This window comes from Novosphingobium sp. (genome assembly GCF_040079535.1).
Taxonomy (GTDB): Bacteria; Pseudomonadota; Alphaproteobacteria; order Sphingomonadales; family Sphingomonadaceae; genus Novosphingobium.
In genome coordinates this window covers 1-25,742 of the sequence record NZ_JBEBKB010000014.1, presented here as the reverse complement: position 1 = coordinate 25,742, position 25,742 = coordinate 1, and the positions used below count along the sequence as shown (strand labels likewise).

Genomic DNA, 25,742 nt, shown 5'->3' with positions numbered 1-25,742 from the left:
GCTAGCCGAGCGAGCGCAGTGCAGCCAGAATTTGGCCCTGGAGCCAAATCCGCGCCTTGGGTTCAACAAAGCTGTGGCCCGCGCCGGGGCACTTGCGCAGACGCGGATCGGCCTTGTCCCAATGCGACATGAAGGCCTGCGCGGTGCGATCGTTTTCGGCAATCAGAATGGTGGCGCTGCCTTCGAATTCGTCCAGGCAGGTGGCGATCTGCTGGGCGAGCGTGCTGGGCGGGGGTGCCGGCATTACCGCGGCGGCAAGTGATCCAGCCAGCTTGCCGACTTCAATCTTGCCAGAAAACAGGCGCTTCCAGGCTGACAGATCGAATATCCGGCGCAGGTAATGCGCGCGGATCGCGGCGGGCGGCATCACTGGCTCAGGCTCGGTCACTGGGGCCAGGGGCTCAGCTTCCGGTTCTGGCTCAAACGTCCATGGATTTGCCAGCACCAGCGCATCGAAGCCCGCACCGCCAGCCAGCATAAGTGCACTGGCGGCATCGCAATTTCCAAAAGCGACGACTTGCCTTAACGTGGGAACATGGGCGCGGAAGGCATGGAGCGCGGCGGCGATATCGTCGCCGCTATCAGCAAACGTGGCGTTATGGCCCGAACTATCGCCCACCCCGCGCCGATCATAGCGTAGCACCGGAAAGCCGGCCGTAGCGATCTTGTTTGCCAGATCGGCATGGCTGCCGAACGGCCCGCAGCGCAGTTCGTTTCCGCCGGTTACGATCAGCAGACCGGTTTTGGCGCCAGCCAGATCGATGCTGCCAACCAGCGTATCGGATCCGCAGGAAAACGTGATGTGGCGCCGGTTCATGCGGAAAGTCCGATTGCAATCACCGCTGCCAGGGCATCGGCTTGCTGCGCATCTTCATCGGCTTCGGCGCGAAGCCAAAGCGCGCTGCCGCCGATCAATTCATGCTCGATTACGGAAATTCCGGTTTGCTTGCCCGGCAACAATTCGCCCATCTGGCGCAGCATTTCGCCTGAGAGCGAATATCCCGCCAGATCGATCCCCATTTGCAGGCCCTGTTCCATCAAGGCGTCAATCGTCTCTTCGCGGCCGGCCTCGCGTGCGGCAATGATCCGTGCGCGCAACATGGTCTTGAGCAGACTTGCGCCTTTGACCGGGGCATAATGCCACCCACCAAGCCGGGCTGGCAGTACCAGTCCGCCGCCACGGATTGCCAGAATGTGGGTTGCTTCAAAATGCCGTGCTGCGGCTTCCAGGGCCATTCGCCAGTCTTCCGGCTCGATCAGCGCCAGATCTTGCGAGCTTTCGTTGCAGCCTGGCAAATCAGGCAAAAAGCAATCGATCCCGGCGCCATCAAGCCGCCGCATCACCTCCAGGGTGAACCGTCGCAGCTTGTGTCCTTCTTCAAACAGGGCCGGCGCGATCAGCACACGCTTTTCGCGCGCTGCATCAAACGTCAGCGCATATTCGCGTGCAGCCGCTCCACCGGGGAGCGGGCAGGGATACTCGGCTGCCTTCACGCCTCGGGCAGCTTGGCGCGGGTAAAGGCCAAGAGCGAGCCGTAGGTTTCAAACAGTTCGCCATCGATTTCATCTTCATCGATCACGATATCAAGCCGGTCTTCCATTTCAGTGAGAAGCCCGGCCACGGCCATCGAATCCAGCTCGGGCAGATCGCCAAACAGGCCGGTGTCTGGCGTGAATTGATCAGCCTGGCCGGGCTTGAGGCCCAGCACATCGGAAAGAATAGCGCGCAGTTTTTTGTCGATGGGATCCATGGTCGGGTTCTCTAGCCGGGTGTGCGCCTGCCGCGCAAGGCGGCGCGAATGATCCGGGGCCAGTTTCCTGGCCATCCGGGGCGATACATTTCAAGGAGGTAACGCGGACGGACCAATTCCATCCAATCGCGTTTGTAGGGATCGTTTCCAGTCCCGAAATCAACCATGGCCACGTGATCGCGCTCAATCACATGCTGAAACAGCGCGGCTGACAGCGTGGTGCCGGGCGAAAGCGGCTTTGACGCTTCGGTATGGGCAAGCTTGTGGATGAAGGCGGTGCCATGCTCCACCGTCCAGAACTGTGCGGCCACCGGCTGGCCATCTGCAAAGACCAGGCCCATCCGCAGCCGCCCTGCTGCCCCTTCGGCCTCTGCAAATGCCCGCAGAAAAGCCGGATTGCCTTCCTGCGGCTTCCAGCTTTGGGCATAGATTGCCTCGTAAGCGGCCCAGCTTTCTGGCTCGAAGTGAGTCTCTATCCGCAAATCGACCTTGCCGGATTTGCGTTTCAGCGTGGTGCGCAGCTGGCCGGGCCGCGTGGCCAGATATTCGGCGTAACTGCGCCCGGCTACTTCGAGCACATGGTTCACATCGCACTGTCGGCGGAACACGCACCATCCAGATTTGCGAAAGGCCTGCTCAAGCAAAGTCGTTTCGCCATGCTCGTCGGGCAAGGACGAAAGCGTGATGCGCGCGGCTTCACCAGCCAGATCGCTGGCAAGTGCGGCCAAAAGCTTTTGGCGATCGGCCCCGGGAGTAAAGACCGGAGCAACCCTGAATGAATACCAGTTGGCCAGCGCGGTGATTGCGCGGCCTTGCCGCAGCAAAGGCAGCACGGCGCGGCTTTGACCATCACGGGCTACTGCGATCAGCGGGAGCAGATTGCAATGCCCGACCAGCCCCAGCCACCAATCGATCCGATCAAATGGCGCAGCGGCGTGGGGCGCCTGCAACACCGCCTGCAGCGCCGCATCGCCTTGCACTTCGTTAAGATCATCGTGATAGGTAACCACGATCACGCCATTCACCTTTCCGCCGTTGGAGCGACCAAGCCTTTGTCTGCACAGCCTATTCCTGAAGTCTGGCCAATCGACCATGTGGCCGAGCGGGGCTGCGATGCGGCACCGGCACTGGTGCTGCGTGGGGACACCCTTAACCACAAGGACTTAAGGGATCGTGTCGCTCGGCTGGCCGGATGGCTTAAAAGCCTGCGGCTGGAGCCGGGCACGCGAGTGGCAAGCTGGGGTTCCAAGGGTGAACTGACCTGCCTGATGCCGCTGGCCGCGCCGCGCGCCGGGCTTGTTCATGTGCCAATCAACCCGCTGCTCAAACGAGCGCAGGTGGCGCATATCCTGACTGATAGCGGCGCGCAGCTGTTGATTGGCACGCCATCGCGGCTGGCCAGCCTTGAGCCGGGCGATTGCCCGGCGGCATGCCAAATGCTTGATGAAAACCAAGCGATAGGCCTGGCCGCAAGTGCAAAGCCGATTGGTCCCAGCGCCGCAGATCCGGGCGATCTTGCGGCAATTCTTTATACCAGCGGATCGACTGGCAAGCCCAAAGGTGTGATGCTTAGCCATGCCAACATGTGGCTGGGGGCCGAAAGCGTCGCCGATTATCTGGGCATGGCCACCGATGATGTAACCCTGGCCGTCCTGCCATTCGCGTTTGACTATGGCCAGAACCAGCTGTTTTGCACATGGCTGGCCGGGGGCTGCGTTGTTCCGCTGGATTACTTGACGGCGCGCGACGTGGTGAAGGCGGCTGGCCGTCATGGGGTAACTACGCTGGCCGCGGTGCCGCCGCTGTGGGTGCAACTGACCGAGCTTGACTGGCCGGATGATGCGGCTGCCGGGCTGCGGCGGTTGACCAATTCAGGCGGCGCTTTGACCGTGGACCTGGTGCACAAATTGCGCGGCCTGTTTCCTTCAGCGCAGCTCTATCCGATGTACGGGCTGACCGAAGCCTTCCGCTCAACCTATCTTGATCCGGCCCTGGTCGATGCGCACCCCACTTCGATGGGCAAAGCGATCCCGCATGCGGAAATCATGGTGATGGCCGATGATGGCAAGGTTGCGCAGGACGGCGAAGAGGGTGAGTTGGTCCATTGCGGGCCGCTGGTTGCCCAAGGGTACTGGCATGACGCCGAACGCACCGCCGAACGGTTCAAGCCCGCACCGGCGGCTTCGCGGTATGGCGGCATGGCGGTTTGGTCTGGAGACCGGGTTCGGCGCGAGGCCGATGGCTTGCTGTATTTTGTCGGACGCCGCGACGCCATGATCAAAAGTGCCGGTAACCGGATCAGCCCGCAAGAGGTTGAGGAGGCCGCGCTTTCGAGCGGTCTGGTGGCCGAGGCCGTGGCGCTGGGCATCCCCGATGAACGTCTGGGCCATGCCGTTCACTTGATCGTTCGTCCGGTTGCGGGAGCTTCAGATGCCGAAACAGAATTGCCGCGTATCCTGATGCAACAATTGCCAAATTTCATGCAGCCCAAAATAATTCACTGGCGCAAGGCCATGCCGATCTCGCCCAATGGCAAGATCGATCGGACCGGATTGTATCAGGAGCTGGCGGCATGAAACCGCTGGGCCCAATCCCAGCCGGCTTTGCCATGATCGATGGCCAGCTGGCGATCGGCGGGCGCAAGTCCCGCGATCTGGTGGCCGAGGCGGGCAGCACACCATTGTTTGTCTATTCGGCTGAGCGAATTCGCCGGCGGGTGGGTGAATTGCTGCATGCGTTGCCGCCAAGCGTGGCACTGCATTATGCAGTCAAAGCAAATCCATACATGCCGGTTCTTCAATTAATGTCTGAATTGGTTGACGGCTTTGATATTGCTTCTGCTGGAGAACTGGGGCTGGCTATGGCTGCGGGGGTTGATCCGGCGCGGATCAGCTTTGCTGGACCAGGCAAGCGCACCGCCGAATTGGAGGCCGCCATTGCTGCCGGGGTCACGCTAAATCTGGAAAGCGAAGGCGAAGCCGTACGGGCGCTTGAAGCTGGGGACCGGCTGGGGATCACGCCGCGGCTGGCGATCCGGGTCAATCCGCCGTTTGACCTTAAGGGATCGGGAATGAAAATGGGCGGCGGGGCCAAGCCGTTCGGGGTTGATGCAGAGTGCGTCCCGGCGATGGCCCGCGCGGTGATTTCCAGCGGCGCGGAATGGCGTGGATTTCATATTTTTGCGGGAAGTCAGGCGCTGAGCGCCGATGCTATTATTGATGCCCAGGCCCAGGCCTTGGCGCTGGCCGGTGATCTGGCCGAACAAACCGGCGTCGCTTTGCCGCATTGCAATCTGGGCGGCGGGTTCGGCATCCCCTATTTCCCGGGTGATGAACCGATCGATCTGGTGAAGATTGGCGAAGCCCTGTCGACTGCTTTGGAGCAGCGCGCCGAGGTTCTTCAAAACACCCAGTTTTGCGTTGAATTGGGCCGCTATCTGGTTGGCGAAGCCGGGGTCTATCTGACCGAAATCGTTGATAGAAAACGAAGCCATGAAGAGCTGTTCCTGGTTGTTGATGGCGGGTTGCATCATCAACTGGCCGCAAGTGGAAATTTCGGCACTGTGGTGCGCCGTAACTATCCCGTGGCAATTGCATCGCGGATGGATGAAGCTGCGGATGAAGTGGCCAGCGTGGTTGGCTGTCTTTGCACTCCGCTTGATCGGTTGGCCGAGAAGGGCCAGTTTCCCCGCGCTGATGTTGGCGATCTGGTGGCGGTATTCTGTGCCGGGGCATACGGGGCCAGCGCCAGCCCGGCGCAGTTCCTGGGCCATGGGCCAGCGAAAGAAATGCTGGTTTAACAATTGCCTTTTGGTCCGTCCCAATCTGGGACCAGGGGATTCCCGCACAGAATCTGCACATAAGGCTAACGCAATATTCACCCTTTTTTCCGATAGCGGAACCTGAATTGCCGGGTCTTCGCTGCAGGTGGGCATGCCAGCAGCGTAGACGCGGCGCCGATGAAGGACATGCCCGATGAAGTTCACCCGCTATTCCAGCCTTTTGGCAAGCTGCGCCATGGCTAGCCTTGCGCTGACCGGCTGCGCCGGGGCAGGCAGCGGGCCGCAGTTGCCGCCAGCAAGCTTCGTGGCGATGCAGGAAGGCCCAGGCGAGGATTACATCATCGGCCCGCTGGACGAGCTGACCATCTTTGTCTGGCGCAATCCTGAACTTGGCGCGAAAGTGCAGGTTCGACCAGACGGCCGCATCACCACCCCATTGATCACGGACATGCCGGCAGTTGGCAAAACGCCAAAGATGTTGGCCGATGATATCACCCTGCAGCTTTCGCAGTTCATCCAGGACCCACTGGTTTCGGTGATCGTCAACAAGTTTGCAGGCACGTTCAGCCAGCAGGTGCGAATTATCGGTGCGACCGGCAAGCCGGCTTCGTTGCCATATCGGGCCAATATGACGCTGCTCGATGCGATGATCGCGGTGGGCGGGCTCAGCGAATATGCAGCAGGCAATCGCGCCAAGCTGATCCGGTTTGACAAGGAAACCGGCCGCCAGAAGGAATATACCCTGCGTCTGGGCGATCTGCTTAAGAAGGGTGACAGCCGCGCCAACGTGATGCTGATGCCCGGCGATGTGATCATCATCCCCGAAAGCCAGTTCTAGGAAAGGGCGGGCCAGAGGCAAACCGATGACCAACATTTTCGACGAAATGCGCGCTGCGCTCTATTCAATCTGGCACCGCCGCTGGATGGCGCTGGGTATCGCCTGGGGGCTGAGCCTGCTGGGCTGGCTGGTGGTGGCGATGATCCCCAACAGCTATGAATCGCGGGCGCGGATCTATGTCCAACTGGACGATATGCTGGCGCAGCAAATCGGGATCGGGCAGGGCGATCGCAAGCAGGGCGTAGACCGGGTTCGTCAGACCCTGACCAGCGCCGTCAACCTGGAAAAAGTGATCCGTTCAACCCCGATCGGGGCTGACATCACCACGCCCAAGCAGATGGAATCTGCGGTGCTGGGGCTGGCCAAGCAGATCAAGGTGGAAAGCAGCCAGGAAAACCTGTTCATCATCACCGCCAACTACGGCAACGGCAGCAAATCTGATGCTGAAAATGCCAAGGTTGCGCAGCTTATCGTGCAGAAGATGATCGACATTTTCCGCGAGGAAAATCTGGCCGGCAATCGCGGCGAGATGAGCACTTCGCTGGAATTCATGGATGCCCAGCTGGCCCAGCGCCAAAAGGAATTGGCCGCCGCTGAACAGAAACGCCTGCAGTTCGAAGCCCAGAACCCCAGCCTGGCTGGTGGTGCCGGGGCCGGGTTGCAGAAACTTGAAGCTGCGCGTGCGGAACTGCGCGGAATCGATGCCGATCTGGCTGCTGCCCAAAGCGCGCTGGCCGCGATCAATGGCCAGCTTGCCGGAACACCCAAAACCATCGCTGGCGTAGCCGGTCCGGTCGGCGGTGCACGCGGAGCCTACAATCAGGCGCAGGCTGAGCTAAACGGGCATCGCGCCCGCGGTCTAACCGAAAACCATCCAGACGTGATTGCCGCGCGCAATCAGGTTAACGCGCTGCGCTCAGCTGCTGCGGCCGAAGGTGGCGGCGGAGTTTCCGGTGTCTCAAACCCGGCCTATACCTCGCTTGAATCGATCCGCGGAGAACGTCAAGCCAACGTCCAGGCCCTGGGTGCCCGGCGCGCGGCGGCTCAGCAGGAAATCTCGACGCTAACCGCTCAGCAGTTTTCGAACCCGGCTTCGGCTGCCGAATATCAGCAGATCACGCGCGATTATGGGGTGCTGAAAGAACAGTACGACAAGCTGCTGCAGAACCGTGAGCAGCTGCGGATCCGCGGCTCGATCGAAACCGAACACAATGCAGTGCGCTTTCAGGTGATCGACCCACCCACCAGTCCGCGCAGCCCTGTTTCGCCCAACCGCCCGGTGTTGTTGTTTGGCGTCTTGGTGATGGGCCTAGGGGCAGGGGTGTCTGGGGCATTTGCGGTCGGGCAGCTGCGTTCAACCTTCTCGATGGCCAGTCGGCTTGAAAAGGCGATCGGCCTGCCGGTGCTGGGCACAATCAGCCAGACGGTGACCGATTCAGCCCGTGAGCTCCGCAAGAAGCGCATGAAACTGTTCTACGCCGCCAGCAGCGCTCTTGGTGCGCTGTTCGTGATCCTGCTGACGCTTGAATTCGTTCAGCGCGGCATGGTGGCTTGAGGGGATCGAAATGACCGAACAGACCAAGATCCCTCTGCCAGACGCGGAACCGGCCAAGAAGGCTGGTGCCACACTGATCGAGCGGGTTGTGCGCAATTATGACCTGGTCAAGCTTGCACCGGCGCCGATCCCTGAGGAGCTGATCCCGCCCAAAGCCAAGCATCGCCGCTATCGCCGGGCCGATGAGGATTTGGAAGAGGCCGTGGCCGTTCCGGTTGAAGCACCAGCGCAGCCTGCGGTGGCCGCTGCGGAGCCGCGCCCCGAAGTGGTTGAGCCAGAAGTTATCGAACTCTCTGCTGCTTCGGCAGCGGCACCTGTGATACAGGCCAAGGCCTCGTTCCCGGCCAAGCGCAAAATTGAATTCACCGGCGAACGCCACCAGATCAACCGCAATCACTTGCGCGATCAGGGGCTGATCGTGCCGGAAAGCTCGGTCACTGCGGTGCTGGAAGAATTCCGCATCGTAAAGCGCCAGCTGCTGTTCAACGCCAGCCAGCTTTCACAGCAAGGCATGGGTGAGCCAGCCCAGCGCGTGCTGGTTTGCAGCCCGCACCCCGGCGAGGGCAAAAGCTTTACCTCGGTCAACCTGGCACTGGCGATTGCCGCCGAAAAGGAAACCGAGGTTCTGCTGGTCGACGCCGATTTTGCCAAGCCATCGGTGCTGTCGATGCTTGGCTTGCCTGGCGGGCCGGGTTTGATGGATGCGTTGGTTGATTCTGATCTTGATCCGGTCAGCTGCGTGATCGGCACCGATATTCCGGGGCTATGGGTTCTTCCGGCCGGCAGCGCAACCAGTTCGGATAGCGAATATCTGGCCTCATCACGCACCAAGACCGTGCTTGATCGGCTGGTCGAAGGCGCACCGAACCGCTTTGTAATCTTTGATTCGCCGCCAGCGCTTGCCGCTTCGCCTGCCGCAGAACTGGCCAAGTACGCTGGCCAGGCGGTGGTTGTGGCCCGCGCCGACAAGACCGGACAGGGATCGCTGGAAGATGCGATCTCGCTGCTTTCAGCCTGTCCGAATATCCAACTTCTACTGAATGCCGTGCACTTTAGCCCAAGCGGCCGTCGCTTTGGCTCTTACTACGGATACGGAGGGTGACCATGAAGTCCGACCTCATTTCACGTTTGATGACGCTGGTCGCCGGGCTGGCGATTGCTGCTCCCGGTCTGGCGCAAGCCCAGTCGCTGCCCTATGGCAATGTTGCGGCGCCCAGTGCGGGTGGCGGCGATGACGCCAGCGGCGCTAGCGGCGATGAAGCCGAAGGGGATGACAGCGATGGCAATGCGGTTTCGATGCCGCACAGCCGCCAAGTCAGGATCACGCCCTACATCGAATTCCAGCAGGTGGTGAATGCCGAGCTTTCGCCGGGTAATGAAACCCTGACCTGGTCAACCGTTGCGGTTGGTGCTGATGCCAGCATTTCCAATCGCAACGCCGAAGCCGGCCTGGCCCTGCGCTATGAGCGCCGCTTTGGCTGGGGCAGCAACACTCAGGATACTGATGCTGTGACCGGTATTGCCCGGGCAAGCGTTGGCGTGGTTCCGGGTGCACTCTATATCGAAGGCGGGGCCATGGCCGCGCGGGTTGGGGTGCAGAACAACGGCTCGACCGCATCGGGTTCGGCCTTCGGGGATAATGCCACACAGATCTATTCCGCCTATATCGGCCCCGCAATCCGCGCCAAGGGCGGGGATGTCGAGGTTGAGGGACATTACCGGTTTGGCTACAACAAGGTCAGCACCCCGGTTTCGGTGCCACTGGCGCCGGGCCAGGCTGCGGTTGACGTCTATGATGAAGGCACCATCCATAACGCCTTGCTGCACTTTGGCACGCGCGCTGGCTCGATTTTGCCGATCGGCGTCGGTGTTGGCGCTGGCTGGGTCCGCGAAGATACCTCCAATCTCGACCAGCGGGTTGAAGATCGGCATGTTCGCGGCGATGTCACATTGCCGCTCGGCCCCGATCTCGCCCTGGTTGGCGGTGTCGGCTATGAAAAGGTTGAGGTTTCGCACCGCGATGCCGTGATCGATACGCTGACCAGCCTTCCGGTAATCGGAACCGATGGCCGCTATGTCACCGATGAAACCCAGCCGCGCCAGATTGCCTTCGAAACCGAAGGTCTGATCTGGGATGCTGGCGTTATGTGGCGGCCAAGCCGCCGCACCGCGCTGGAAGCGCATGTTGGCCGCCGTTACGGTTCAACCACCTATTTCGGCAGCTTTGCCTATGCGCCCAATTCGCGCACCACGTTCAACCTGTCGGTCTATGATAATGTCACAGGATTTGGCGGGCTTATGAACAATACGCTGGCCAATCTGCCAACGCAGTTCGAAGGCCAGCGCAATCCGCTGACCGGCGGGCTGGGCACCTGCGTTGCGGCAACTGGCGCGGTGGGCCAGGGCGGCAGCACCTGCCTTAATGGCGCGCTGGCTTCGATCGGATCCTCCACCTTCCGCGGTCGCGGGGTAATGGCCAGCCTGGCTATCACCGGAAACCGGGTAAGCTACGGTGTCGGCACCGGGTACGAGCGCCGCAAATTCATTGCCGCGCCCGGTACTGTGCTGGCTTCAGCCAATGGCGTGATCGACGAGAACTACTGGGTGGCTGCCTATCTTAACGGGCAGATTGACCGGAACTCGAGCTTCAGCACCAATGTGTGGGCCAACTGGTACCAAAGCGGAGATGTGTTGGCTGGCAACACCGCGGCCTTTGGTGCAACGGCCGCCTATTACCGAACGTTGAGCCGCAACCTTACTGCGAGTGCCGCAGTCGGGGTTGATGGGGTCAACCGCGAATTGTTGCAGGATTTCTGGTCAGCCTCGGCGCTGGTTGGCCTGCGGCTTTCGTTCTGAGCCTGATTTTGGGGGTATAGAGTGATGTTCAACGACTTCTACGGGCTTACCGGCCGGCCTTTCCAGCTGACGCCTGATCCGGCGTTCTATTTTGAAAGCCTTACGCACCGCAAAGCCCTTTCGTACCTTTCGTACGGCCTGGCGCAGGGCGAAGGCTTTGTGGTGATCACCGGCGAAGTGGGCGCAGGCAAATCAACCTTGGTTGCGCATCTGATGGCAACGATCGATCCGGCCCGGCTGACCGCCGCGCAGATCGTTACCAGCAAGCTTGACGGCGAAGAGCTGGTCCATGTTGTCGCGCAGGCTTTCGGCCTGATCGTGGACGGCCACGACAAGGCCAGCGCACTCGGCGCGATCGAGGCGTTCCTGCATGACGAGGCCCGTGCGGGCCGGCGCTGCCTGCTGGTGGTGGACGAATCGCAAAACCTCAGTCTTGAGGCGCTGGAAGAGCTGCGAATGCTGTCCAACTTTCAGCTTGGCTCGCACCCGCTGTTGCAAACGCTGTTGCTGGGCCAGCCTGAATTTCGCGATCTGATACAGGATCACCCGCAGCTTGAACAGCTTCGCCAGCGTGTGATTGCAGCGCATCATCTTGATGCGATGGAGCTGGGCGAAGTCCAGACCTATATCGAACACCGCCTCAAATGCGTTGGCTGGGCCGGCAATCCCAAGTTCGATCAGCGTGTCTTTACCGAACTGTTTGATGCTTCGGGCGGCGTGCCGCGGCGGATCAACCAGATCTGCAACCGGCTGATGATGCTGGGCGCGGTTGAACAGCGTAACCGGATCGATGGTGCCATGCTCAGCCAGGTGCTGGAAGAGCTGGAACTCGATGGAACCATGCCGCTGAACAAGCCGGCCAAGGTTGAAGTTCCGGCTGAGCAGCAAACGCTTTCAAGCCCAGCGCACCAGCCAATCCCGGTTGATGTGGTGGCGATGGCACAGCTCCAGGCTCTGCTGGCCGAACGCGATTCCCAGATTGCCGAGCTGCAACAGGCGGTAATCGAACTGGCGAATGAACAGGATGCCGGTGCAACGCCCGTTGCGGCTGATCCGGCGCAGGCTTCGGCTTTGGCGGCGCTTGATGCCAAGCTTTCCGGAATCGAGACCAAAATGCTCGAGCAGGAACGCACGATCCGGCACACGCTGACCATGCTGATCGAATGGATCGAGGCTGACGACGCCAGCCGGGCTGCGGCCTGAGCCGGAACAGGATTGCAAGGGCATCATGTCCGATAACTTGGTCAATGGGCTCTCGGTTGATGTCGAGGACTGGTTTCAGGTTGGCGCCTTTGAAGGGGTGATCGACCGTGATCAGTGGGATTCGCTGGGTAGCCGGGTTGAACGCAATTGCGAGGCGATCCTTGAGATGTTCGCCCGTGCCGATGTGAAGGCGACATTCTTTACGCTGGGCTGGGTGGCGCAGCGCCATGGTCCGCTGTTGCGCAAGATCGTTGATGCCGGGCACGAATTGGCCAGCCATGGCTGGGATCATGAACGGGTTTTCCGGCTTGATCGGGCAAGCTTCGCCGCCGATCTCGATCGCAGCCGCAAGGCGTTGGAAGATGCCGGTGGGGTTCGAATTACCGGATATCGCGCGCCCAGTTTCTCGATCGATCAACGCACCCCATGGGCCTATATGGCACTGGCCGAGCAGGGCTTTGAATATTCATCGTCGGTCGCGCCGATCAACCACGATCACTATGGCTGGCGCAATGCGCCGCGGTTTGCCTTCAAGCCGCTGCCGTGGTCCGATCTGATTGAAATCCCCGTTACCACCGCGCATTTTGCTGGCCGGCGCTTGGCGGCGGGCGGCGGCGGCTTTTTCCGGGTGCTGCCCTATGGCTTTTCGCGCTGGGCCATTCGGCAAGTCAATCGCCAGGACAAGCGGCCGGCCGTGTTCTACTTTCATCCGTGGGAAATAGATCCGCAGCAACCGCGCGTGACCGGCGCATCGATGCGCAGCCGGGTTCGCCACTATACCAACCTTGATGTGATGGCCAAAAAGCTGGAACAGCTGATCGGCGATTTCGCTTGGGGCCGGATGGATCTGTTGGCGCACCGCGAACGCGCCCTTGCGGTGGATCTTGCGGCATGAACGCGCCGTTCCGCAGTGCAACCAACCAAGTCAGCCTCGCCGATCTATCAGATCCGGGCGAGCTGAGGCGGATCGAAGCCTACGTTGCCGCGCACAGCGATGGTGATGCATTTCACCGGCCGGCCTGGCTGCTTGGCGCGGCCGCCGGCACAGGCAACCGGGCGCTGGCCCTGACGCTTGAATCTGGTGGTGAGCTGGCCGGCTATCTGCCGCTGATAGAGATCCATTCGCCGCTGTTTGGCCGCGTCATGGCTTCCAGCGGATTTGGGGTGGGCGGCGGCCTGTTGGTCGATCAGCCCGCAAAAGCCAAATATCTGTTCGCAGCACTGGAAGAGCTGTGCCTGCGCCGATCAGTCCAGTCTGCCGAATTGCGCGGGGGTGTGTTGCCCAAAGCCCGCGAAGGTTGGACGATCAAGCGCGATTCGCACTGCGGCTTTGTCTTGCCACTGCACTTGGATGATGAGGCCCAGCTTGGTTCGATCCCGCGCAAGCAGCGCGCCGAAGTGCGCAAGGGCCTGGCCGGGGAACTTTCGGTCAGCACCGGCACCGATCAGCGTCACCGCGCCGCGCACTATGGCGTCTATGCCGAGAGTGTTCGAAATCTAGGGACACCGGTGTTCCCGCGCAGGCTGTTCGATTGTGTTCTGGATACCTTTGGTGACAATGCCGATATTCTGGTGGTGTGGGAAGGTTCGCAGCCGGTGGCGGCAGTTTTATCGTTATACCACAAGGGAGCGGTGATGCCCTATTGGGGCGGCGGCACCTGGCAAGCCCGGCGGCTGCGCGCCAATGATCGGATGTATTACGAACTGATGCTGCATGCGCGCCGGCGCGGATGTGATCGGTTCGATTTCGGTCGCTCCAAGACTGAAAGCGGCGCCTATCATTTCAAGCGTAACTGGGGTTTTGAACCTGAACCGCTGTCCTACGGTGTCTGGACCGCTGTGGGCGCCGAAGCACGCGATGCTGATCCGACCAGCAACAAGCATGCCGCCAGGATCGAACTATGGAAACGTTTGCCGCTGAAGCTGGCTAACCTGATCGGCCCGCACATCGCGCGGGGCCTGGGATGACCGACGGGGTTCTGTTTCTTTCGCACCGGATCCCGTTTCCGCCCAATCGCGGTGACAAAATTAGATCACACCATTTGCTGCGCCACATCGCCGGATTGGCGCCGGTCCATGTGGCCACGTTTGCCGACGATGCAGCCGATATGGCAGCCGAGCCTGAACTGGCCGCGCTGACCGCAAGCCATTGCCTGGTACAGCGGACCAAGCCGCTGTGGCGCGCAGGCGTCGAGGCTTTGGTCAGCGGCAAGCCGATCAGCCTGACAGCGTTTCGTTCGTCCGCTGTTGCTGCCTATGTCCACAAGTTGATCGCCAGCGGCCAGATTGCCACGATCTATGCCTTCTCCGGCCAGATGGGGCAGTATATCCCGGCCAGTTTCACCGGGCGGGTGGTGTTTGACTTCGTAGATGTCGATTCAGCCAAATTCGAGGCCTATGCCGAAAATGGCAAAGGCCCGCGCCGCTGGATCGATGCCCGCGAAGGGCGATTGCTGGCCGCCGAGGAAACGCGGCTGGCAGCCCGCAGCCAGATCAGCCTGTTGGTATCCAATGAGGAAGCGGCCCTGTTTCGCGCCCGCCTTGCGCCCGAAATACGCGGCGCCTGTGAAGTGCGGGCACTTCGCAATGGGATAGATAGCCAAACCTTCGATCCCGCCACCTGCCATCCTGCGGCAGCCATGATGCAATGCACCGGACCACGGATCATATTTGCCGGGCAGATGGACTATGCCCCGAACATTGCCGCTGCAATGCGCGCGGCGCTGCGGCTGATGCCAGCCATCCGATCACGCTTTGCCGGGGCAACCTTGCACATTGTGGGACGCAACCCGCCAGCCGATCTGACGGCTTTAAGCGGCCAAGACGGCGTCCATGTCTGGGGCGCGGTTGACGATATCCGCGAATGGGTAGCCGCAGCCGATCTTGCGTTGGTTCCGCTGGATATCGCCCGCGGGGTTCAGAACAAGGTGCTTGAAGCCATGGCTATGGCCAAGCCGGTTGTGTTGACCCCAGCTGCCGCGACCGGAATCGGCGGTGAGGACGGCAAGTCATATGCTGTCGGCGATTGCGATGCGCAGCTGGTTGGGCGTATGTTCGCGTTGCTGGCCGATGATTTGGCCGCCCTGAAAATGGGTGAGAATGCCCGCCGCTTCGTGGTGGATACTCTCAGCTGGAAGGCAACCCTGGCTCCGCTTGCCGGGATGTTGGGCCTGCCGCAGGCGGCCAATCGCCATGCAGCTTAAGGCGCCAAATCTGCCCGTGATGCCGCGTTGGCAGGATCTGCCCGAACGCTGGCGCGGGCCGGCGCTGCAATTGGGGCTGGTCTGGCTGACCTTGCTGGCATCATTCGCCAGTGATTGGGCCGCGATGTTTGACCAGTGGTGGAACTCTTCCACATACAACCATGTTTTGCTGGTTATCCCGATTGTCGGCTGGCTGATCTGGCAGCGTTGGCCGCAGCTTTCCGTACTTTCGCCAAGGCCATGGCGCTGGGGCATTGCCGCATTTGCCGGGGCCGTCTTGCTTTGGGCGCTGGGCAGCTTTGCCGGTTTCAACTTGCTTCGGCAGACCGGGGCAGTTGCAATGTTGCCAGCCAGCGCATTGGTCATTCTGGGCCCAAGGGCTTTCGCAGCGCTGTTGTTTCCGTTCGCTTACATGGCCTTCATTGTTCCGTTCGGAGACGAACTGGTGCCGCCGCTGCAAACGATCACCGCAAAACTGACGATCGGGCTGGTAAATCTGAGTGCAATTCCTGCACGGATTGATGGGGTTTTCATCGATACACCGGCCGGACTGTTTGAGGTTGCAGAAGCCTGTTCCGGGGTCAAATTCCTGATAGCGATGATCGCGCTAGGCGTGCTGGTGGGTAATGTCTGTTTCAAAAGCTGGCTGCGCCGGATCGCCTTCCTTGCGCTGTGCATCATTGTGCCGATCCTGGCCAATGGCGTCCGCGCCTGGGGTACGATCTATATTGCCCAATATGTCGGGGCGGAAAAGGCCGCCGGGGTCGATCACCTGATCTACGGCTGGGTGTTCTTTGCGGTTGTTATCGCCGCAGTCATGGCGATTGGCTGGCGCTTCTTTGATCGTGATCCGCGCGAGCCGATGGTCGATCTGCAATGGGTGCGCTCAGCCGCGCTGTTTGATCGACTGGACCTTCAGACGCTTGGCGCACCGCTGGCTGCGGCCTTGCTGGCCGGGCTCGTATTTGGCGGGATCGGCTGGGCCTGGGCGGCTGACGCATTGCACGCAAAGCTGCCCCAGCAAATTTTCCTGCCCGAAGTCACCGGCTGGAAACGCGTGCCCTATAAACCGCTCGCCGCGTGGGAGCCGCAGGCATCCGGGGCAAACCACCGCTTGCTGGGCCGTTTTGAGGACGCCGCAGGCAACCAGGTTGATGTGTTCTATGCGCTCTATGCCGCGCAGGAAGAGGGCGGCGAGGCCGGCGGTTTTGGGCAAGGCGCGCTCACTCCCAATTCCAGCTGGGCCTGGGCCAGCACCATGCCAGCGATAGCCGGGGCCAAGTCCGAGCGGCTGCTTTCGGGCGGCCAGATCGAACGCCTTGCCCAGACCTGGTATCGCACTGGTTCGCTGCTGACCGGCAGCAACACGCATCTCAAGCTTGCCAATATCCAGGACCGGCTGGTTCTGCGGGTCAGGCCAACCGCGATGTTGATCGTTTCGGCAGAAAGCCGGCCGGGGCGCGATGCGGCCAAGGCGATGGCGGCATTTGTCGGAACGATCGGCGATCCGGGACAATGGATGGACCGGATCGGCGAAGGTCGCTAAGCGCTTCATCCCATGTGCGGAATTGCCGGAATCTTTCATCTGAACACGCCCAAACCGGTCGATCCCGCGCGGATTGAACGGATGATCGCGGCAATGCCGCACCGCGGGCCCGATGGGCAGGGGGTGTGGACTGCTCCCGGGGTTGGGCTGGGGCACTTGCGCCTGTCGATCATCGACGTGGCCGGATCACCGCAGCCGATGGCCGCCAGTGATGGCCGGGCGATGTTGGTCTTCAATGGTGAAATCTACAATTTTCGCGAACTGCGTGCCGAGCTGATTGGCGGCGGAGCCACGTTTCATACCGATGGTGATAGCGAGGTGATCCTGGCGGCATGGCAGCGCTGGGGCCCCGATTGTGTCGGCCGGCTGCACGGCATGTTTGCGTTTGCAATCTATGATCTTCCCTCGCGCCAGCTGTTTCTGGCTCGCGACCGTTTGGGGGTAAAGCCGTTATTCTATGCCCCGCTCAGCGATGGCAGCCTGGCTTTCGCTTCGGAACTGAAGGGCCTGCTGGCGCACCCGTTGCTGCGCCGCGATATCAACCCGCTGGCGGTTGAGGACTATCTGACCTGGGGTTATGTGCCCGATCATCGCAGCTTCCTGGCCGGGGTGCACAAGCTGCCCGCCGGGCACACACTGTTGCTGGCGCATGACAAGCCGCTGGCGCAGCCGCAGCAATACTGGGACGTCAGCTTTGCCGATCGCCGCAAAGGCCGCACTGCTGATCTTGAGGCTGAGCTACTGCATTTGTTGCGGCAGGCCGTGACATCGCGAATGATCTCAGACGTACCGCTGGGCGCGTTCCTTTCAGGCGGGGTGGATAGTTCGGCGGTGGTCGCGTTGATGGCTGAAGCCAGCGGCAATCCGGTCAAGACCTGCTCGATCGGTTTCGATGTCGGCGCGCTTGATGAAACGACTTACGCCGAACAGGTCGCGCGAAAATTCGGCACCGATCACCGCGCCCGTCAGGTTTCGACCGATGATTTTGGTTCGGTTGACGATCTGGTGGCGATGTTTGACGAGCCCTTTGCCGATGCATCGGCCTTGCCAACGTGGCGGGTTTGCCAATTGGCGCGCGAGACTGTGACCGTGGCGTTGTCTGGTGATGGTGCGGACGAGGCGTTCGCCGGGTATCGCCGCCACAAATTCCAGCACGGCGAAGACCGTGCCCGCAGCTTTCTTCCGCAGGCGCTGCGCGGGCCGGTATTGGGCGGGCTGGGGGCGATCTACCCCAAGGCCGATTGGGCGCCGCGGCCCTTGCGTGCCAAAACCACGCTGCTCTCGCTCGCCGGCTCCAGCGAAGCCGGATATGCCCGCGCAGTGGCAATACTTCCGCCAGAGCTGCGCCAGAGCCTCTATTCGCCGGAATTCCTGCGCTTGCGGGGCGATTACCGGGCCGAACAGCCATTTGAGGCAATGATGCGCGGCGCACCCGCGCGCTCTGGGCTTGACCGCGCCCAATATGCCGATCTCAAGTTTTGGCTGCCGGGCGATATCCTGACCAAGGTGGATCGCACCAGCATGGCGGTAAGCCTGGAAGCGCGCGAGCCGCTGCTCGATCACCGCCTGATCGAATTCGCGGCCAGCCTGCCCGAAGGGCTGCGGCTGAAGCGCGGTGAGGGCAAGTGGCTGTTGAAGAAAACGATGCAGCGCTATTTGCCTGAAGAGATTCTCTATCGGCCCAAACAAGGTTTTGTTACCCCGATTAGCCAATGGTTCCGTGGACCGCTGGCTGACAGCGCCCGGGCAATCGCCTCAAGCGCGGCCTTGGCCCGGACCGGGTGGTTTGATGGCAAGCAGCTGGGGGACATGGCCGAAGCGCATATCTCCGGGCGGTCTGATCATGGCCGGTTGCTGTGGCAGATGCTGATGCTGGACAAAGCGATCGGGCGGTTAGCGGGTTAGAGCCCCACAGCAAATTCACGCGATACAGCAAATTCACGCCATACAGCAAATTCACCAGTACAAACGAAAACGGCCCCAGCTTGCGCCGGGGCCGGATTTCTAACCTCTCGGGGTCGTTTTAACGACGACCGCGAAGGACTTCACGCCAATCCCACATAACGACCTCCATGACGACCAACCGCACGATTGCGATGATCCTAGCCCCTTTATGATAACCAATTGGTAACCAAAGGCAATAGGAATATCTTTACTATTGGTTGGCGAGAAGCCGTGAGATTGCTCATAAAAATCAGCGCTCTAGGCCATATGGCAACGAAAGCCATCCAAATGGCCTGCGCACGAGTGGATGGCTTGGGCTTTAAAAGCTGAGGTGAAGATTAGTCGCAGTCAGTAGCCGATTCGCAGTATTTAGTGACTGCGACTGTATCGGCAGAGCGATCAGGCAGCGCGAATCCGTGCGGAAATATTGAGCAATGACTCTAGAGCTTCGATCCGCATTGGTTTGGCCAGATAGTATCCCTGGGCAATATCGCAGCCAATTGCGCGTAGCAGCTCAAGCGTTTCGGGATCCTCGATCCCTTCGGCGATAACCCTTCGGCCCATGCCATGGGCAAGTTCGATCGTCGATTCAACCAACAGCATGTCGCCATTGTTGGCAACTATTTCAGCGACGAAGCGGCGATCAATCTTGATCTCCTGGCATGGGACTGAGCGCAAGTATTCAAGTGTAGCGTTGCCGGTGCCATAATCGTCAATTGAGAGATCTATTCCCAGTGCAGCAATGGCTTTCAAGTTTTGGGCCACAATTTCGTGCTCTGCAAAGGGTGCAGATTCGGTCACTTCCAGAGTCAGGCTTGCCGTTGGAAATCCGGTTTGGCCCAGAATTTCGATGATCCGGGCCGGAAGACCATCAAGTTCCATCAGGCTTGCTGAAATATTGACGCTAAGCCGAAATCCCGGATTGGTTGCAAGGAACGGATGCGCCGCGCTAGTCGCCAATTTGAGCACATGGAACGTCAAACGGCCGATCCGGTTATGCTCTTCAGCAGGCAAAATGAAGGCTTCGGGCGAAATCGCGCCGCGCACCGGGTGCTGCCAGCGCACCAATGCTTCGGCTCCGATAATCCGGTCAGACTTCAATTCGAACTGCGGTTGATAGGCAATCCAGATATCGCCATTGTCGATTGCTTCGTCCAGCTCGCTCATCAGCGAGAGTTCCCAGGCGCTTTCCTCATCATTGTCCGATGTGTTGAACAGATAGGACTGGTGCTTGGCCGCAGCGTTATCGGCTGCCAGCAACGCCCGGCCAATCCGGTTTACTACCGGCCGCGCCAGATCGAGATCAATACCAAAGGCGGCATGAATATCGATCTTGCGGCCCGAAATCAGGAATGGGCTTTCCATCAATCTGGCTAGACCGGCCATGTGCCCTTCAAGTTCGTACATCGGCAGCGCCGGGCCGAGCCAATAGAGCACATCTTCTGCCTGGTAAAAGCAAGCAGCCTCCCCGGGCAAGGTCAGGCGGCGGGCAACCTCGCCGATCAGTTCACTTTCAACAGAATCCGAAAAGCTTGCGCCAACAGCTGCGTAGTTGCGGAGCCGCATGGCAATGATCGGGCGCTTGGATGCCAGTACTTCTTCGCGAAGTGCGGCCAGATTGGGCATCAAGGTTGCCGAATTTTTCAGTCCCGCATCGCGAATTTCGCGCAGTGTTGCCAGGCGGTAGATTGCGATTCCGAAGGCAATATAGGATGGCAGGAATTCAGCGGTGACGAACCAGGCATCAAGGACAAATGGTGCCGCAACCCCAAGGCCAAGCCCTGCGGCGACAATTGCTGCACGGCGTTTCCGCGTTCGCGCCGAAGTGATTAGAATCAGCAAGGCACCGGTCAACAATATTGCTGGGATCCAGCCGATACTTACCGGCCGACCCTCGCGCAGGGTTTGTGCACCAATAACGTGTGCATAGACACCCCCGAACCAACCCTGACCGACAACATGCGCGAAATCGTTTTGGGTCATCGCGGTAATCCCAACGAAAACGTCTTTGCCGGATAAGCTTGATTGCGAGGCCTTGCCTTCGAGCACGTCGAGCATACTCACGGTAGGAACCGAGCTTACGCGGATTGACCAGTCAGGCCGATATTTGGTGTTTGCTTCGCCTTTGACACCGGCGATGTCTGCTGAGGCTGACTGTGCCCCGAAGCTTCCTTCGCGGTCGCCGTAATAGAGCTCTTCAGAAAGTCCAAACGGTGCTTGTGATGTGTGCAGCGATCTTACCCGGGCGACAGCACGAAATTGGGGCAATGGTTGGTAGATGTAGTTCTGGGACTTTTCCCGTGCACGAAATGTGATCGCGCCCAGCGTAACCTTTCCCGGATGCCGCTTAAGCGCCTCAACAAAGGCTGAGTCGCCTTCCTTGTCCAAAGGCACCGAAAAAATCTCATCAAAATAGACCCGTTTGGCCCCCAGCGCGAACAGGCGATCGATCAGATCGGCATTGTGTTTGCGCGAATAGTACCCCGAACCAAGCCGATCGAAGGTTCGATCATCTATCGCCACAACCACCGTTTTGCCATCGGCCGGACGCGCACGCAGCCAGGCTCGGCCGCCGCGGTAGATGTCTTCAAGTGGACGAGGCAGGTCAACCGCGCCGATGATTGCGCCGATAATTAGCGCCCAGATCACGATCCGGCGCGCAGATGGCGCCTTTTTCACGCTGGATTTGCGGCGAAATGGCCAGATCATGCTTTGGGCTCCGTCGCGACCACGAGAGCTTTGCAGAAGGTGCAGGAATGCAGCGCTTTTTCGCCAGTTTGCGAAGCGCTGCCAGTGCTCTCAAGCGGGGTAGTCCCGTTCCACATAGGCCCGCACTACGGCTCAAACCGTAATATTTCGTTATCCCTACTATCGCGTAAGCAAGTGGGCCGCTTGCGCCGATCAGGCCGCGCCGTGGCCGGCCGCCAGATAGTCGTGGCTTTGCATTTCCTTGAGGCGTGAAACGGTGCGTTCAAACTCGAACGCGCCGTCACCCTTGGAATAAAGTTGTTCGGGATCAGCTGCGGCGGCGGCGAACAGCTTGACCTTGTTTTCATAAAGCGCGTCGATCAAGGTCACAAACCGCGCCGCCTGGTTGCGGTTTTCCGGGCCCATCCGGGGAATGCCAACCAGGATGACCGTGTGATAGCTCTGCGCCACGGCCAGATAATCAGCCGCCCCCCGCGCTTCACCGCAAAGCCGCTTGAAGCTGAATACGGCCACGCCTTTGAAGCTTTTGGGAACGTGAAGCTGGCGTCCGCCGCCCAGATCGAGATCGGCAGAGGGAACGTGCGCGCTGTCTTCTGGCGGATAGTCGGTTAACCTGAAGAACGCCTCGCGCACTTGCCCAGTGGCCGCATCGCCCAATGGGGTATGCCAGGTATCAATCCCGGCCAGCCGCTCCAGCCGGTAATCGTGCGGCCCATTTAGCGCCATGACGTCAAGTTTGCGCTCGATCAGCGCGATGAACGGCAGGAAATGCTCACGATTGAGCCCATCCTTGTAAAGCTGCGCCGGGGCCCGGTTCGATGTCGTGATGATCACCAGGCCGTGAACCTCGATCAGTGCGGTGAACAGCCGGCTCATGATCATGGCATCGGCAGAGTTGTTTACGACCATTTCGTCAAACGCCAGGACGCGCAGGTTTTGGGCGATTGCAGCGGCCACCGCCGGGATTGGATCGCCGCTTTCGCTTTTCCGCGCCTCGCGCAGCCGGGCGTGAACCTCAATCATGAAGGCGTGAAAGTGGGCGCGGCGCTTGCCTGGAATTTCAAGGCTCTCGTGGAACAGGTCCATCAGCATCGACTTGCCCCTGCCGACCCCGCCCCAAAGATAGATCCCGCGGAATTGCGGCCCGTCAGGTTGCGTGCCGATCAGGTAAGAATACCACCGCGGCCGGGGTGGTTGCCGTTCAAGAGCAGCTTGCAATGCATCCAACCGTTCCGCCGCCGCGCGTTGCTGGGCATCCGGGCGCAGTTCGCTGGCTGTTACAAGGGCCTCGTACCGAGCGAGAATTCTGGTCATCGCGGCGCTGTTGGCTTGCGGATTGTTCCCGAATAGGCGGCCACCAGGTTGCCGGCGCCTTGTTCCACGATGCCGCGCAGAAACACCAGCCGGCGCGTTTCCTTGAGCAATTCTGTCACTGCGTCGCACGGCACCCCGGGTTTGCCGGCGCCGATGAACTGGACCGATAGATCAAGCGTCACCGCCGTGCCGGCTTCGATAATTCCCAGTTGGCGTGAACAGGCGAACAAGGCGATGTCGATCAGTGCCATCACCGCAGCGCCGTGAATATTGTTGCCCAGGTTGGTATGGCGGTGCTCTGGAAACATCCGCAGCCGCGCCTTGCCATCAGGATCGGCGCGGACCAGCAGCCTGGGGAACATCCAGCTATTGAAGCGGGTGCTATCGTGCAGCTGCCAGGTGAACCATCCCGGATTTTCGGGATCGGGCTCGCTTCGAAAGCCGCGATCGTCTCCGTTCGCGGCCTCGTTCAAGCGCGGCTTCCCTTAAACATGCTTGGCTACCTGCATCTTCTTGATTTCGGCGATCGCGCGCGCAGGGCTAAGCCCCTTGGGGCAGACGTTGGCGCAGTTCATGATCGTGTGGCAGCGATATAGCCGAAATGGGTCTTCCAGTTCGTCCAGCCGTTCCCCGGTCATTTCGTCACGGCTATCTGCCAGCCAGCGATAGGCCTGAAGCAGGATCGCCGGGCCCAGAAACTTGTCGCTGTTCCACCAATAAGACGGGCAACTGGTAGAGCAGCAGGCGCACAGGATGCATTCGTAAAGTCCATCCAGCTTTTCGCGCTGCTGCGGGCTTTGCAAGCGTTCCTTGCCCGAAGGCGTGGTCGAAACCGTTTGCAGCCACGGGCGGATGCTGGCGTATTGCGCATAGAAATGGGTGAAATCGGGGACCAGGTCCTTGATCACTTCCATATGGGGCAGGGGCGTGATCCGCACATCGCCTGAAAGGTCCTCAATCGCCATGGTACAGGCCAGCCCGTTGCGGCCATTGATGTTCATCGCGCAGGATCCGCAAATCCCTTCGCGGCAAGACCGGCGGAAGGTCAGCGTTGGATCCATCTCTGATTTCATCTTGATCAGCGCGTCGAGCACCATCGGCCCGCAGCTGTCGAGATCAATATCGAAAGTATCATAGCGCGGGTTCTGGCCTGAATCCGGATCGAAACGATAGACCGTGAATGATTTGATCCGTCCGCCGCCGGGCGCAGAGTGGCGCGTGCCGTTGCGGCTAATCTTGCTGTTCGCCGGTAGGGTGAATGTTGCCATGATTATCCCTGATCGCTTGCGGCCAATGGCCATTCGGGCCTTCTCTAGCGATTCGGCAGGATCGGGCAAGTGCCTGCAACGGCAAAGTTAGCTGCTGCTACCGCCCGGTCCCAAAACGTTGGTGACAAGCAACGCGATCGCCAGCGCAGCCGCAACGATACCGAATATGGCAAATACCCGGGCCATGGCCATCGGGCGCTGCTCACTCATCAGCCAGGGCGAACTGGCTGGAGGAAAAAAGGCGGAAAGCTGCGACCCATCCACGCCAGCATCACCAAAAGATTGCAACCCATCAGAGCTGCCAGCATGGATGCTTTCCGCTTCCGCCCCATTGCCGTTGCCCGCTGAATTCGGAAGGTGTATTTTCTGCCATGTAGGGCCCTTTTCGCCCTCATCTGTAGAAAAATTCAGGCGATAGAGCCGGGCAAGCTCGCCGCGCGGAAGTCCGCCCAGCCGCGTTCGAACAATTTCTATACGCTGGTTGACTGCGCTTTCGGAAATACCAAGCAACCCGGCTATTTCCTTGCTTGTGCGATTGTCAGCAACAAGCGCCAGCACTTCGCGCTGCTTTCGGGTCAGCTGGGGAAGCGACCGCTCCACTGGGTTCCTGCTTGTCATCATGCGCGCCTTGTCTCCGCAGCTATAGCCGAGCTTGCCCGGCACAACAATCGCAATGAGACTAAATGCGAATTGCTACAGGCTGGCTGCCGCGCCGATATTTGCCGCCCCGGCGAAAGTCTTGAATCAAGCCCGCCCAGCAGGCTGCAACCAGCACAGCATTGGCCAATGCGGCGATCAATCCGGCGGCATCGGCCTGGGCCGGTGGCAACAGTGTTCCAACCAGCTGGACCAAGGCAGCCAGCAACGCAGCCGCTGCTGCGATCAAGGGGTAAGTGCGCTGCGAGCGGACTGCGAGCGGGATCAGCAAGGCCAATCCAACCAGCGAGCATACGGCATGGACCGGCCGAGCCGGACCATAGGCTAGCCAGGCCGCGAAATGCAGAGCGACGGTGAACGCAATAGCCATTGTCATGGCCCGGCCCGTGGCCCGGGCATAGCGCCTGGCTGGTGCAACGGTTGCCAGCAGCAGCACAGGAAGCACCGCCGGGCGATCAAACTGGAAAAGCAATGCGATGATGTCTGCTGTCAGCACCGCGAACAAGCCTCTGCCCCGATCATCCGAGCAAACTTTTCGGTCGCATCAAGTAGCAGCACAATAGTTGCTGCCAGCCCAAAAGCGATGGCAACAATCATCCCCAGTCTAAGCCAGACTGCACCGGGACCGTTCCAAGGGGAAGAAAAGGTGGAGGGTTGCAACACGCCGCTGGTCTCATTGAAACCGGGTCCACTGGGATCAACAGTCCCCTCCGCTGCAAAGGGTTGTTCGGCTTCACCCTCAATCTGAAGATGGATCGGCTTACCTGTAAGTGAATTACTGGTTGGCAGTGTGACCAGAAGTGTATTCTGACGGCGATAGATCCGCCCGATCTGAGCCCGCGGCATGCCGCCCAATCGCTGTCTTATGGTTTCGATCCGCTGGTTGACCGCGCTTTCCGAAATGGCCAATTTTCGGCCGATTTCCTTGCTGGTCAGCCCTTCCGAGACATGGCCCAGCACCTCACGCTGCTTTGGCGTCAGGCGATCTAACAGCGCGGATTGTTTGACTTCATCGGCCATCTTGGGTGGCATGATAGCCTGAGCGAGGACTGGTAACAAATCCATTATTTGGTCGAATTTTTTGCGGCTCCATAGCGATTTTGAATGGTGTCCAACC

23 protein-coding genes are annotated in these 25,742 nt (G+C 60.2%); 12 read left to right on the top strand and 11 right to left on the bottom strand.

Features of this window, described 5'->3' with window-relative positions; genetic code table 11:
- Position 1: 1 nt before the first annotated feature.
- Genes ABL914_RS06645 through ABL914_RS06630 form a run of 4 tightly spaced genes read right to left on the bottom strand, consistent with a single transcriptional unit; the run spans position 2 to position 2,767 of the window.
- Positions 2-817, bottom strand: a complete 816-nt coding sequence (locus ABL914_RS06645; protein WP_391562383.1) for a hydrolase 1, exosortase A system-associated — start codon at positions 815-817, stop codon at positions 2-4.
- On the bottom strand, positions 814-1,494 hold the full coding sequence (locus tag ABL914_RS06640; protein WP_391562382.1) for a hypothetical protein: 681 nt from the start codon (positions 1,492-1,494) through the stop codon (positions 814-816). Before ABL914_RS06640 ends, ABL914_RS06645 begins: the two co-directional genes overlap by 4 nt.
- On the bottom strand, positions 1,491-1,751 hold the full coding sequence (locus ABL914_RS06635; protein ID WP_391562381.1) for an acyl carrier protein: 261 nt from the start codon (positions 1,749-1,751) through the stop codon (positions 1,491-1,493). The genes ABL914_RS06640 and ABL914_RS06635 overlap by 4 nt, the downstream gene beginning before the upstream one ends.
- Before the next feature lie 11 nt (positions 1,752-1,762).
- Positions 1,763-2,767 carry a GNAT family N-acetyltransferase gene (locus ABL914_RS06630; RefSeq protein WP_391562380.1) on the bottom strand — a complete coding sequence of 335 codons (1,005 nt, stop codon included), beginning with the start codon at positions 2,765-2,767 and terminating at the stop codon, positions 1,763-1,765.
- Positions 2,768-2,803: 36 nt separating this feature from the next.
- On the opposite strand from ABL914_RS06630, the gene ABL914_RS06625 reads away from it, so the two are divergent.
- The 12 genes from ABL914_RS06625 to ABL914_RS06570 all read left to right on the top strand — a co-directional run bounded on the left by ABL914_RS06625 (position 2,804) and on the right by ABL914_RS06570 (position 18,638).
- Positions 2,804-4,327, top strand: a complete 1,524-nt coding sequence (locus tag ABL914_RS06625; protein WP_391562379.1) for an acyl-CoA ligase (AMP-forming), exosortase A system-associated — start codon at positions 2,804-2,806, stop codon at positions 4,325-4,327.
- A complete protein-coding gene (locus tag ABL914_RS06620; RefSeq protein ID WP_391562378.1) occupies positions 4,324-5,550 on the top strand; it encodes a pyridoxal-dependent decarboxylase, exosortase A system-associated in 1,227 nt (408 codons plus the stop codon). Before ABL914_RS06625 ends, ABL914_RS06620 begins: the two co-directional genes overlap by 4 nt.
- A gap of 175 nt (positions 5,551-5,725) precedes the next feature.
- Positions 5,726-6,370 (top strand): XrtA/PEP-CTERM system exopolysaccharide export protein, encoded by a 645-nt coding sequence (locus ABL914_RS06615; protein ID WP_391562377.1) that lies wholly within the window; start codon positions 5,726-5,728, stop codon positions 6,368-6,370.
- A 25-nt stretch (positions 6,371-6,395) separates the two neighbouring features.
- Positions 6,396-7,925 carry an XrtA system polysaccharide chain length determinant gene (locus ABL914_RS06610; protein ID WP_391562376.1) on the top strand — a complete coding sequence of 510 codons (1,530 nt, stop codon included), beginning with the start codon at positions 6,396-6,398 and terminating at the stop codon, positions 7,923-7,925.
- A 10-nt stretch (positions 7,926-7,935) separates the two neighbouring features.
- Positions 7,936-9,027 (top strand): P-loop NTPase, encoded by a 1,092-nt coding sequence (locus ABL914_RS06605; RefSeq protein ID WP_391562375.1) that lies wholly within the window; start codon positions 7,936-7,938, stop codon positions 9,025-9,027.
- 2 nt (positions 9,028-9,029) lie between these two features.
- Entirely contained in the window at positions 9,030-10,781 is a 1,752-nt protein-coding gene (locus ABL914_RS06600) for a preprotein translocase subunit YajC (protein WP_391562374.1), read from the top strand.
- 24 nt (positions 10,782-10,805) lie between these two features.
- Entirely contained in the window at positions 10,806-11,984 is a 1,179-nt protein-coding gene (locus tag ABL914_RS06595) for an XrtA/PEP-CTERM system-associated ATPase (RefSeq protein WP_391562373.1), read from the top strand.
- Between the two features lie 25 nt (positions 11,985-12,009).
- Positions 12,010-12,879, top strand: a complete 870-nt coding sequence (locus tag ABL914_RS06590; protein ID WP_391562372.1) for an XrtA system polysaccharide deacetylase — start codon at positions 12,010-12,012, stop codon at positions 12,877-12,879.
- Positions 12,876-13,952, top strand: coding sequence for a FemAB family XrtA/PEP-CTERM system-associated protein (locus ABL914_RS06585; protein ID WP_391562371.1), 1,077 nt, complete (start codon positions 12,876-12,878; stop codon positions 13,950-13,952). Before ABL914_RS06590 ends, ABL914_RS06585 begins: the two co-directional genes overlap by 4 nt.
- The gene (locus ABL914_RS06580; RefSeq protein WP_391562370.1) at positions 13,949-15,187 is read left to right on the top strand and encodes a TIGR03087 family PEP-CTERM/XrtA system glycosyltransferase; all 1,239 of its coding nucleotides are present in this window, start codon (positions 13,949-13,951) and stop codon (positions 15,185-15,187) included. The genes ABL914_RS06585 and ABL914_RS06580 overlap by 4 nt, the downstream gene beginning before the upstream one ends.
- Positions 15,188-15,206: 19 nt before the next feature.
- Entirely contained in the window at positions 15,207-16,733 is a 1,527-nt protein-coding gene (gene xrtA, locus ABL914_RS06575) for an exosortase A (RefSeq protein WP_391562369.1), read from the top strand.
- 12 nt (positions 16,734-16,745) lie between these two features.
- A complete protein-coding gene (locus ABL914_RS06570) occupies positions 16,746-18,638 on the top strand; it encodes an XrtA/PEP-CTERM system amidotransferase (RefSeq protein WP_391562368.1) in 1,893 nt (630 codons plus the stop codon).
- Between the two features lie 438 nt (positions 18,639-19,076).
- Here the strand turns inward: ABL914_RS06570 and ABL914_RS06565 are convergent, their stop codons facing one another.
- The 7 genes from ABL914_RS06565 to ABL914_RS06535 all read right to left on the bottom strand — a co-directional run.
- Positions 19,077-21,386: an EAL domain-containing protein gene (locus tag ABL914_RS06565; RefSeq protein WP_391562367.1), complete on the bottom strand. Its 2,310-nt coding sequence runs from the start codon at positions 21,384-21,386 to the stop codon at positions 19,077-19,079.
- 192 nt (positions 21,387-21,578) lie between these two features.
- The gene (zapE, locus tag ABL914_RS06560) at positions 21,579-22,700 is read right to left on the bottom strand and encodes a cell division protein ZapE (protein ID WP_391562366.1); all 1,122 of its coding nucleotides are present in this window, start codon (positions 22,698-22,700) and stop codon (positions 21,579-21,581) included.
- Entirely contained in the window at positions 22,697-23,173 is a 477-nt protein-coding gene (locus ABL914_RS06555) for a PaaI family thioesterase (protein ID WP_391562365.1), read from the bottom strand. Before ABL914_RS06555 ends, zapE begins: the two co-directional genes overlap by 4 nt.
- Before the next feature lie 12 nt (positions 23,174-23,185).
- Entirely contained in the window at positions 23,186-23,968 is a 783-nt protein-coding gene (locus ABL914_RS06550) for a succinate dehydrogenase iron-sulfur subunit (RefSeq protein WP_391562428.1), read from the bottom strand.
- Positions 23,969-24,055: 87 nt separating this feature from the next.
- On the bottom strand, positions 24,056-24,631 hold the full coding sequence (locus ABL914_RS06545; protein WP_391562364.1) for a helix-turn-helix transcriptional regulator: 576 nt from the start codon (positions 24,629-24,631) through the stop codon (positions 24,056-24,058).
- Positions 24,632-24,647: 16 nt separating this feature from the next.
- On the bottom strand, positions 24,648-25,121 hold the full coding sequence (locus ABL914_RS06540; RefSeq protein ID WP_391562363.1) for a hypothetical protein: 474 nt from the start codon (positions 25,119-25,121) through the stop codon (positions 24,648-24,650).
- On the bottom strand, positions 25,115-25,742 hold a 628-nt coding region (locus ABL914_RS06535; protein WP_391562362.1), incomplete at its 5' end, for a response regulator transcription factor. The genes ABL914_RS06540 and ABL914_RS06535, both read right to left, overlap by 7 nt.

Coding starts and splice junctions, on each gene's coding strand:
- ABL914_RS06580 (WP_391562370.1), top strand. CDS start 13,949: ATGACCGACGGGGTTCTGTTTCTTTCGCACCGGATCCCGTTTCCGCCC.
- ABL914_RS06570 (WP_391562368.1), top strand. CDS start 16,746: ATGTGCGGAATTGCCGGAATCTTTCATCTGAACACGCCCAAACCGGTC.
- ABL914_RS06595 (WP_391562373.1), top strand. CDS start 10,806: ATGTTCAACGACTTCTACGGGCTTACCGGCCGGCCTTTCCAGCTGACG.
- ABL914_RS06620 (WP_391562378.1), top strand. CDS start 4,324: ATGAAACCGCTGGGCCCAATCCCAGCCGGCTTTGCCATGATCGATGGC.
- zapE (WP_391562366.1), bottom strand. CDS start 22,700: ATGACCAGAATTCTCGCTCGGTACGAGGCCCTTGTAACAGCCAGCGAA.
- ABL914_RS06635 (WP_391562381.1), bottom strand. CDS start 1,751: ATGGATCCCATCGACAAAAAACTGCGCGCTATTCTTTCCGATGTGCTG.
- ABL914_RS06600 (WP_391562374.1), top strand. CDS start 9,030: ATGAAGTCCGACCTCATTTCACGTTTGATGACGCTGGTCGCCGGGCTG.
- ABL914_RS06615 (WP_391562377.1), top strand. CDS start 5,726: ATGAAGTTCACCCGCTATTCCAGCCTTTTGGCAAGCTGCGCCATGGCT.
- ABL914_RS06550 (WP_391562428.1), bottom strand. CDS start 23,968: ATGGCAACATTCACCCTACCGGCGAACAGCAAGATTAGCCGCAACGGC.
- xrtA (WP_391562369.1), top strand. CDS start 15,207: ATGCCGCGTTGGCAGGATCTGCCCGAACGCTGGCGCGGGCCGGCGCTG.
- ABL914_RS06565 (WP_391562367.1), bottom strand. CDS start 21,386: ATGATCTGGCCATTTCGCCGCAAATCCAGCGTGAAAAAGGCGCCATCT.
- ABL914_RS06610 (WP_391562376.1), top strand. CDS start 6,396: ATGACCAACATTTTCGACGAAATGCGCGCTGCGCTCTATTCAATCTGG.
- ABL914_RS06645 (WP_391562383.1), bottom strand. CDS start 817: ATGAACCGGCGCCACATCACGTTTTCCTGCGGATCCGATACGCTGGTT.
- ABL914_RS06605 (WP_391562375.1), top strand. CDS start 7,936: ATGACCGAACAGACCAAGATCCCTCTGCCAGACGCGGAACCGGCCAAG.
- ABL914_RS06585 (WP_391562371.1), top strand. CDS start 12,876: ATGAACGCGCCGTTCCGCAGTGCAACCAACCAAGTCAGCCTCGCCGAT.
- ABL914_RS06590 (WP_391562372.1), top strand. CDS start 12,010: ATGTCCGATAACTTGGTCAATGGGCTCTCGGTTGATGTCGAGGACTGG.